Source organism: Streptomyces sp. CB02959 (assembly GCF_002803155.1).
Taxonomy (GTDB): Bacteria; Actinomycetota; Actinomycetes; order Streptomycetales; family Streptomycetaceae; genus Streptomyces.
The window spans coordinates 359,612-368,447 of sequence record NZ_NNBP01000006.1 but is presented as its reverse complement, the minus strand read 5'-3'; the positions used below and the strand labels follow the sequence as shown (position 1 = coordinate 368,447).

The window sequence follows — 8,836 nt, the reverse complement described above, 5'->3', positions numbered from 1 at the left end:
CGCCAGCTTGGAAACGGCTCATGGAACACCTACACCTGGAAGCCGGCGTTGGCCAAGGCCGGGATCATCCCGCCGCGCCCCAAGGGTGCGAAGTTGTGGCAGTGGCAGGCGGCGCCGAACGACGGATTCCACGTGCTACGGCACACCTACGCCTCCCTGTTGCTGGAGGCGGGGGAGTCCGTGGTGACTGTCGCGCGGTGGCTCGGTCACTCATCCCCGGCCATCACGCTCGGTTACTATGCCCACTTCATGCCGGAGGTCGGAAGCAAAGGTAGAACCGCCATTGACGGGCTACTCGGGCGAGAGAGGGGCCGGAATTGAGACCCGGGAGCCACCATTGCCGCGGGTTGGGCTCCGGTCTGCACTGGCAGTCTCGCGAGCGCTGCGGTGATGGAGCCGGGCTTGGCATCCGAGCCGGACGGTGCCTCGGCCTGCGACGAGCCGGCTGGTGTGGAGGGCTTCGCATCGGAGGAACTGCCCTGCCCCGCGCAGCTGGTGAGGGCGGCAACGAGCAGGATCGCGGTGGGGGCGACACGAGAAGCACGCCGGTGCGGCAGAGATTTCACGAAGACAGCCCTACCCTCGGCCTCCCACCGACATGAGTGCCATCACCCGTAGGTGACATTCCGCCAGGTGGCTTCGTGGGGAGTGATGCGGTGTGCCAGGCGATGGGCCGGGGGTGGCAGCGGCGGCCGAGGTGGCGGAGGCGTTGCGGTCTGCGCAGGGCGACTCTCGGCGCTCTTGGTTCTTCTGGAAAGCCCCTTTTGTATTCGATGAGGCTTTCAACCCGGATAATTGCACGTTACTATAGTGTCGACATGTCGAACGTGACATATTCTAGAGGTATGTCTCTCAGATACGCAGTGATGGGCCTGCTCATGGACCGCCCCGGCAGTGGTTACGACCTGATGAAGCGCTTCCGGCGCTCGCTCGGCAACGTCTGGGTCGCTTCGCAGAGTCAGCTTTACGGTGAGCTGAATCGCCTTGCCGATACCGGGGCGATCGAGATCACTTCGGAAGGTCCCCGTGGTCGCAAGGAGTACGTCCTCACCTCGTTGGGTGAAGGGGAGCTGCTGAAATGGCTCGCCCGCACCGAAGGCAGAAAGCCGCAACGCCACGAGATGCTCCTGCAGGTCTTCTTCTTCGGGCTGCTCCCACAGGAACAGGTCGTCCAGCGCCTTGCTCGGCAAGCTGAGATCGCTGCCGAGGAGCGTGCGGCACTTGTCGACCTCGAAGCGTCGATCGACTGGGGCGACGGCGCCCCGTTCAGCGTCAGTGGCCGGCTCGCCCTGGAGTACGGGATGCGGCTACGTGCCATGGAGGAGGACTGGGCCCTCTGGGCCGTCGCGCAGACCAGCGGTCCGGCCGGAACGGCGGACGACTCCAGTGAGTGCGAGCGCCGGTCCCGGACTCCGGCGGCGTGATCGACGTGACGGCGCGTCGCGCGTACGCGGCGCTGGGTGTGCATCGGGCACGAAAACCTCAACCGACGGTGCATGAGGCCGCTGTGGGGGTGGGGTCCCGGCCGGCCGGATGCGGGACGGGTGTGGCCGCCGGCCTGGGGGACTTCTTGCACCGCGCCGGTCCGATGCGGCCGTCCGCGATGCTCCACCTGGTCTGGCATCTCAGTGGTTGCCTGCCGTGGAGGCGTGAGGCCTTCGTCCGTCCCGGCCGCGGGAGTGGCTGCCGGTTTCTCCGGGCGGAACTTTCCGGCCTGAACGCCCGCGGACGCGGTCCGCGCCCGGCGCCGTGTCTGCTTCGCGAGGCCTCAGCCTTCGGCGCGATCCGATCCCCCGTGACGAGGCCGGGCCGTGGAGACTCTGTGAGTGACATGTAAGGTATTGACATGTCACTCACTCAGGCACTACTAGGGCTGCTGGCTGTGGAGCCCGCCAGCGGGTACGAGCTGACGAAGGAGTTCGAGGGGGACCTCGGGCAGTGGGCCTGGCAGGCTGCACACCCGAGTGTGTATCCGGAGCTTGTCCGGATGGCTGAACGCGGCCTTGTCGAGGTCACTGAAGAAGGCCCTCGCCGGCGAAAGACGTACGCGGTGACGGCCAAGGGGCGCGAGGAACTGCGAGCGTGGCTACAGGCGCCCTGGGGGCAGGGAGTCGTACGCAACGAGCAGGTCCTGCGCATGTTCCTCCTGGAGGCGCTGGAGCCGGAGGAGGCGGCCACCGCGCTGCGCGGCGTCATCGAGTACGCCGAACGCAATGTCTCCACACTTCGGGAACACCGAGCCAGGCGGGAGGACGAGCCGCCCTACGGCCGCGATGCGCTGGGGCAGCTGGCGGCCGAGTACGGCCTGCGGCAGTACCAGGCTATGCACGACTGGGCGTTGTGGGCGCTCGACCACCTGAACCGGCGCCGCACGGCTGCTTCGGGCTGACGATCTCGCCCGGCCCTCGCCCAGGGCACACTCGGACTCGGACAGCCCGGGCCCGCGGATCTTCCCGGCACCAGGACGCTCCGTAAGGAGGACCCGCACCGACAGTGAGGCATCGATCCACGGTGGCGCGCTGTCGGTGTCCGCTCGGCCCTTCGGGGCACCGGCTCCCCTTGTATGCGAAGGGCGCAGCACGCCGGAGCCGGCACCTCTCAGGCACCGCTGCCAGGCGGAGCGGCTGCCCAGTCGGGGACAGCCCCCTGTGCAGGGGGCCACCACGTCGGCGCTCGGCGCGGCACGCAGGTCACGGTCGTGGAGCGGCCAGCACATCGCAGAGGCGGAGGGCGACGAGCAGTTCCGCCTTCCTTTCGAGGTACCCGGCGCCCAGCATTTCGGTGACCGAGTTCAGTCGCAGCCGGACGGTGTTCTCGTGGATGCTGAGCCTGGCCGCCGTCGCCGTGTGAGTGCCGCAGGACAACCAGACGGAGAGGGTCTCCCGCATGCGGGCCGCCCGATCGGTGCTGTCCGCGAGTGGGCCCAACTCGTCCCGGACGAACATGGCGGCGGACGACGGATCGTGCAGCAACAGGTCCTCCAGCGAGAGGTCGTGGAAGGACAGGCAGCGGGGTGCGTCATGGAACTTCTCGCGGATGCCCTCGGCTCGCACGGCTTCACGATGGCTCGCGCGAAAGCCCGCGATCCCCGGTCGGGGCCTGCCCATCGCCGTCTGCGCATCCGACCCCAGCAGCGTCCGGCGCAAGGTGTCCAGGACACCCGCCGAGACTGCTTTCCGGTACCCCAGCCAGGCGGTCCAGTGGGTCGCCAGCGGCGGCAGCAACAGGTGCTCGCGTGCCGAGGTGGCGGTCATCGCGCGCTGAAGGACCTTCTCGGCGTGTGCCCGGTCGGTCGCATTGATGAGCAGACCGATGTGAGTGCCGCCCAACCGGTAGCCGAGCGCGGCGTCCCAGGCCGGGTTCACGGGTCCGTCGTCGGCGGCGAGGATCGTGGTGATCACGTCACGTCGGCGTAGATCCCCACCGAGACGGAGGCCGGCCGTGGCCTCCTGGTGAGCGAGCAATGACTGGCGCATGGCGCGCTCGGCGAAGTCGAAGGTGCAGTGCGCCACCCGGGAGACCATCTCGCCCGACACCGCGATACGCCCGCCGTCGGCGGCAGGTTCCGGTGCAAGCCCGGGCCAGCCCATCCTGCCCCACCGGTCGATGAGTTCGCGCGTGCCGGTCCAGTAGGCCTGCCGTACGCAGACCTGCGAGAACCCCTGCTCGGCGACCCATACGCCGAAGTCGCGAACCTGGCTCGTGACATCTTCCATGGGAGGGGACGCGACGTTGTGGGCCTTCGCGACCGACAGCACGTTCGTCCGGACGAATCGCCTGAGCCCGGTGTGGAACGGCACGCTGCCCTGCCGGGTGGGAAACACGTCCTTCGTGATCGCCCGGGTGATCTCGTCGCAGAGCCGATCGATCCAGCTGATCCCGAAGTCCTGCGTACCAGGCGCATCCTTCGGCCCGCATGCCTCCTTGAGCAACTCTGCGCCAGCAAGCACGCCCACCGTCGACACCTCATATCCGATACTATAAAGCCGACATGTCGAAGATAGAATGTTCACCCTGGGCGCGTCAATTCAGCCATGCCTGACGCGAATCCGGGCCATCGTGCGAGGATCCGAGCCGGGAGAACCTGGTCCAGGAGTCTTGTCTCCACGGTCCCGGGGCACCCTGGGCCGACCCGGCTTGCCGTTCCGTGGAGAGACACCTTCACACCCGCTACGGGGGCTGGTCGGTGGGGACTTGACACCGGCGGGCCTGGCTTCTGTGCGTCGGCGACATGATGCCCGGCTCTGATGCGGCATACCGTTCGGGCAGTGAGCAGCCATGTCGGTGCTGCCGGGAGCGACCGGTGGCGCGGACGGGATCGCAAGGACGGTCCCGTGGAACGGCATGGAACCGAACAGGGAGAGAAGCCGTGCCTCCACCGGCGCTGACTGTCGTTGCCAGTGACCCGATCACGCGCGACGGAGTGTGTTCCTGGCTCCGTGCGAGCGGCTTGGTGAGACTGCTCCCGCCCGGTGCAGTGGCTGATGCCGATGTCACTGTTCTCTTCGCCCATCAGGTGGCCGAGGACACCTTGGCGACCATGCGGCAGCTCGTGCAACAGGCGGCGAAGCCGGCGATGAAGTTCGTGCTGGTCGCGGACCACATCAGTGAGGTGGAGCTGATACGTGCGGTCCGGTACGGTCTCGTCGGCTTCGTGCCCCGCTCGCAGGGGTGCATGGACCAGGTTCTCCAGGCCGTGCTGAGGAGCCGGGAGGGAGGGGTCCAGTTCCCGGACGTACTCGTCAAGTCCTTGATCGACCAGATGAGGAGCCTGCAGGAGGACATTCTGGAACCGCACGGCTTGAACATCGCCGGTTTCAAGGACCGAGAGATCGAGGTCCTGAAGCTTCTGGCCGAGGGAATGGACACCGCGGCAGTCGCACGGCAGCTGAACTACTCGCAGCGCACCATCAAGAACATCCTGGCCGGGCTGGTGTTCCGCCTCGGCCTGCGCAATCGGACCCAGGCCATCGTGTACGCGATGCGAGCCGGTGTGATCTGACCGTCGCGAGGTGCGACTTGCCACGACGTTCGCTGCGCGAGCACGACGACAATCCGCCCAGTCCTTTTCGCCCCGGCGTCACCTGGGGAAGGGGGCGTGCGCGGACAGCACGGGAGATCGGATTCGTGGTGCGGCGGAATCGACGTCAGCGGGCGTGCGACCGTGAGGCAGCGGTGTGCGAGCGGTGTCGTGAAGTGCGCTGCCCTCGCGGGGGCGCCCGTGTCCTCAACGGTTCGATATGCCCCAGCGGCCTGGTCTGCTCGCGTGGCAGCCCCCATGCGATGGGTGTGTACTCATCGGTCAACCTGCTGTGGTGATCCGCCCACACCGAATCGCGCCACTGCCCAGGGGGCAGTGGCGCGACGTCGGCAAAACGGGCCCCTGGAGGTCACGGCTGTGGCCAACCGGGCCCAGTACGCGACCAGTAGTCGGCGGTTGGGGCGGAAGGCGGCATCGCCGCCGCGTGCTTGGCCGCCCTGCTCTGGCGCCATGCGTTGTAGAGCCGGACGGGGATGCCCACCCCGACCCACCAGTACTCCGCCGCGTCGGGCGAGATCAGGGCCACCGGCAGCGAGCTTCCGAAGATGACTATGACACCCACAGCGCTGCGGAGCGGCTTGGCGATCAGCTCGTACGGGGCCCCGGGGCTGCGCAAGGCCGGGCGGCTGCGCAGCCACAGTGCCATCACCGTGATCAGCAGAGCGGACAAGGCGATCGTGCCGGCATACAGCGTCGTTGCGAGCGGGTTGCTGTGGTACCTGGTGATGAGCTTCGTGGGAAACGGCAGTACGGCGACGAGGGCCATCAGTGCCAGATCGAGGTACATCAGCGGGCCGTCCAGCTGTTCCGCTGCCCGGAACAGGCGGTGATGGGCGATCCACAGTGCCCCGACGACCATGAAACTCAGCAGGTAGCCGGCGACGGACGGGAGCGCTTCCTCAAGGGCATGTCCGAGCTCGGCGGAAGGCAGGTGCTCCGGGACGGTGATTTCCAGCGCGAGGAACGTGATGGCAATGGCGAAAACGGCGTCGGCGAACGCTCGTACTCGCTCGACGTCGATTCCGTGCAGAGGTCTCACTGGCAGGACTCCTGGTTCTTCTCCGTGCTCAGCCCATGCGGGCCTCGCTCTCGGTGCGGGGTAGGCGCGGCGCGCGGCCCGAGGCGCGGTCGCTCGGGGCCGTTCCGGCCGCTGCTCGAAGGGACTCTGTACCTGGTGATCTCAACATGTCAATTTCATAGTGTGTTTCGTGATGATGTTGCGGAGATCCTCCCGGCCGGAGTGTCGAGGGTTCGGTGGTCGGCGTCTTCGTGGCTGCGGAACGGCGCCAGGGGTGACCTGAGAGTGATCGTCTTCTGCCGTGCCGGCGGCTGAGGCTTTGAGTGTGTGCGCTCTGATCGGGAGGTGCGCGAGGCTGCGTCCGAGGTCACCCGCTGCTCCGCCCGTCGGGGATTCCCGGTCGTGGTGCCACGCGACGGTACGCGCAGGGTGTCGACCTTGACCTGTCGGAACTGACATGTAAGCTTCCGGCCATGGAATCGATGCAGGTGCTGCCGGATCTCGTGGCAGTCGAACCCGTCGGCATGGATGAAGCGGCCGAGGAGTTCGAATGTGATCCAGGGGGTTGTGCGTGGCGGAGGCCTGAGGGGATGCGCGGTGTCACGCGGGGGAGACGTCATGGCCGGAATACCCTTGGCGGTGCTTGCCAGCGACCCGATCACCAGCGAAGGGGCCCGGTCGTACTTCCAGGCGTGCAGCCAGGTGAGACTTCTTGAGCCCGGTCGTCCATCAGAGGCCGAAGTGGTCGCGATGTTCGCCACTCAGGTGACAGATGAAACGCTCGTGTCGATGCGGCGGTTGTCGGCCGCGCCATCGAGATCGCGGACGTGGATCGTGCTCAGCGCTGACGGCATCAGCGAGGCCAGGCTGCTGCGGGCCGTGCGGTACGGCCTGGTGGGCTTCGTGCCGCGCACGCGGGCCGGTATGGAGAGCGTGCTTCAGGCCGTGCTGGACAGCCGGAAGAGACGGGCCGAGCCGCCCGACGTGCTCGTACAGTCGTTGATGGATCAGATCAGAACCCTCCGGGACGGGCCCCAGGATTCGCAAGGCCCCGACATGGCTCGGCTGAAGGAACGCGAGGTGGAGGTCCTGAAACTGCTCGCCGAGGGTTTCGACACCGCGGAGGTGGCGGACGCCTTGAATTACTCCGAGCGCACCATCAAGAACATCCTGGCGGGAATGACGGACCGCCTGGGATTGCGCAACCGTGCCCACGCCATCGCTTACGCGATGCGATCCGGCGCTCTCTGACACAGGCGTCGGGCCGGCTCGAACCGGTTCCAAGGCGGTCTTCGCCGTGGATGACGTTCCGCCGGCCAGGCATGCGGAACGGCGCTGCGGCCGGCCGTCGTTGCTCGGGAGCCAGGCCGGTGACGCGGCACGCCGCAGGGTGTCGGACAGCACGGTGGCGGGCAGCGGAGGCGCGGCCCGCAAGACTGACGGTGCGGGTGAGTGTCAGGGCCGCAGCCGTCAGCAGGAGAGAGCCGGCGAGCGTGGCCGCGGCCACGCCGTCGTAGGCCGTCCACTGTTCCAGCTCGTCGTGGAACCAGTGGACGGAGTCGTAGGAGAACGCAGTACGGGGGTCCCTCCCACGACGATGCACAGGAACGCGAAGGTCCACCCGGCCCGGCTGACGGCCGGCCGGTGTGCGGACTGGCGTACACCGTCGTCGGTCCCGCCGCAGGCAAGCCGAGCAGCAGTCCCGCGACGGTGGCGACGACCTCCAGGGTGCCTGTACCGCCCGGCATCCGAGCGCACCGGCCGAACCGCCCATCCGGTTGGCCGTGGACGCCCGAGACCTCAGCCCACACCTTGGGGGCCGGTCCGGTCTCGGTGACACCAATTCCAACCCACGGACAGGAAAGAAGTATGAGTTACCTCCAGATCCTGGTGGCGATAGTCATCGTGGTGGCCGTCATCGCACGTCAGTTGCGGGGAGAGGCGCTCACGGGCCGGCGACTGATGGTGCTGCCGATCGTCCTCGCGGTGATCGGCCTCGCGCTGCTGAGGAATGAGCACCCGACCTCCACCGACGTCATGTGCCTCGTCGCCGGCGGACTGCTGGCCTTTGGCATCGGAGCCGGGCAGGGTGCGATGACCCGGCTGGAGCCGCGGGCCGGTGTGACGTGGGCCCGCACGCCTGCCGCCGGGCTGTGGTTGTGGGCGCTGCTGGTGGTCACGCGGCTGGGCATGACGGTCGTCGCACACAATCTGGACGCGAAGGTGGCGGCGTCCTCGGCGACCATCTTCCTGACACTGGGCATCAACCGGCTCGGCCAGGCCGCCGTTCTCGTCCCACGCCTGCTGTCCTCCGGCATGGAGTTCGCCCCGGAGCGGGACGGCCGGACGTTCCCGGATCAGATGGCACAGCGATTCACCCCTCCGCCGCTGGACAACCAGCCTCACGGGCAGGTGTACGGGGTCAACCAGCCGCCGCAGTACACCGGTTACCCGCAGGGCGACGGACTGGACGCTGTTCGCAGCCGCAGGCGGCAGCGCCGGGCACGCAGGTACTGACGACTGACGACTGGCGAGATGGGGATGGGCGATGGTGAGACCGTCGCCCTCACCACGCGGGGTGTGAGGTCTCGCCGGTGGACATCCACGGCATTCCCGCCCCGAAGAAACGCCATGGTTGCCGAGCATGGGCCGGATGCGGTCTTGCCGGATCTGCACATTCCGGTGACGGATGGGGCCGAGGCCGCGCGACGGCTGGTGGCGGTGCATCCGGAGGCGGCGGTGGTGGCGCTTACTACGTATGCCGATGACGCTCCGGT

General features: G+C 67.7%; 8 protein-coding genes. 6 read left to right on the top strand and 2 right to left on the bottom strand.

The window, feature by feature from the left end; all coding sequences use genetic code 11:
- The 3 genes from CG747_RS13175 to CG747_RS13165 all read left to right on the top strand — a co-directional run.
- Window positions 1-321 (top strand): tyrosine-type recombinase/integrase (locus tag CG747_RS13175; RefSeq protein WP_180985510.1); only part of this gene is annotated, 321 nt, incomplete at its 5' end.
- 524 nt (window positions 322-845) lie between these two features.
- Complete coding sequence (locus CG747_RS13170; protein WP_100601880.1) at window positions 846-1,424, top strand: PadR family transcriptional regulator; 579 nt, start codon at window positions 846-848, stop codon at window positions 1,422-1,424.
- Window positions 1,425-1,846: 422 nt separating this feature from the next.
- Window positions 1,847-2,389, top strand: a complete 543-nt coding sequence (locus CG747_RS13165) for a PadR family transcriptional regulator (protein ID WP_100601879.1) — start codon at window positions 1,847-1,849, stop codon at window positions 2,387-2,389.
- Window positions 2,390-2,690: 301 nt separating this feature from the next.
- Here CG747_RS13165 and CG747_RS13160 read toward each other — a convergent pair whose 3' ends face one another.
- Entirely contained in the window at window positions 2,691-3,965 is a 1,275-nt protein-coding gene (locus CG747_RS13160; protein ID WP_100601878.1) for a CdaR family transcriptional regulator, read from the bottom strand.
- A 575-nt stretch (window positions 3,966-4,540) separates the two neighbouring features.
- On the opposite strand from CG747_RS13160, the gene CG747_RS47945 reads away from it, so the two are divergent.
- The gene (locus CG747_RS47945; RefSeq protein ID WP_180985509.1) at window positions 4,541-5,002 is read left to right on the top strand and encodes a response regulator transcription factor; all 462 of its coding nucleotides are present in this window, start codon (window positions 4,541-4,543) and stop codon (window positions 5,000-5,002) included.
- Window positions 5,003-5,390: 388 nt separating this feature from the next.
- On the opposite strand, the gene CG747_RS13150 is transcribed toward CG747_RS47945, so the two are convergent.
- On the bottom strand, window positions 5,391-6,080 hold the full coding sequence (locus tag CG747_RS13150; protein ID WP_100601876.1) for a TMEM175 family protein: 690 nt from the start codon (window positions 6,078-6,080) through the stop codon (window positions 5,391-5,393).
- Between the two features lie 597 nt (window positions 6,081-6,677).
- Between CG747_RS13150 and CG747_RS13145 the strand changes: the two genes are divergently transcribed.
- Together CG747_RS13145 and CG747_RS13140 are read left to right on the top strand one after the other, a co-directional pair.
- Window positions 6,678-7,310, top strand: a complete 633-nt coding sequence (locus tag CG747_RS13145) for a response regulator transcription factor (RefSeq protein ID WP_180985508.1) — start codon at window positions 6,678-6,680, stop codon at window positions 7,308-7,310.
- 618 nt (window positions 7,311-7,928) lie between these two features.
- A complete protein-coding gene (locus tag CG747_RS13140) occupies window positions 7,929-8,576 on the top strand; it encodes a hypothetical protein (protein ID WP_100601874.1) in 648 nt (215 codons plus the stop codon).
- The last annotated feature ends 260 nt before the right edge of the window (window positions 8,577-8,836 follow it).

Excerpts from the sequence above, each read along its gene's own strand:
- CG747_RS13170 (WP_100601880.1), top strand. The coding sequence starts at position 846 with ATGTCTCTCAGATACGCAGTGATGGGCCTGCTCATGGACCGCCCCGGC.
- CG747_RS13165 (WP_100601879.1), top strand. The coding sequence starts at position 1,847 with ATGTCACTCACTCAGGCACTACTAGGGCTGCTGGCTGTGGAGCCCGCC.
- CG747_RS47945 (WP_180985509.1), top strand. The coding sequence starts at position 4,541 with ATGCGGCAGCTCGTGCAACAGGCGGCGAAGCCGGCGATGAAGTTCGTG.
- CG747_RS13145 (WP_180985508.1), top strand. The coding sequence starts at position 6,678 with ATGGCCGGAATACCCTTGGCGGTGCTTGCCAGCGACCCGATCACCAGC.
- CG747_RS13140 (WP_100601874.1), top strand. The coding sequence starts at position 7,929 with ATGAGTTACCTCCAGATCCTGGTGGCGATAGTCATCGTGGTGGCCGTC.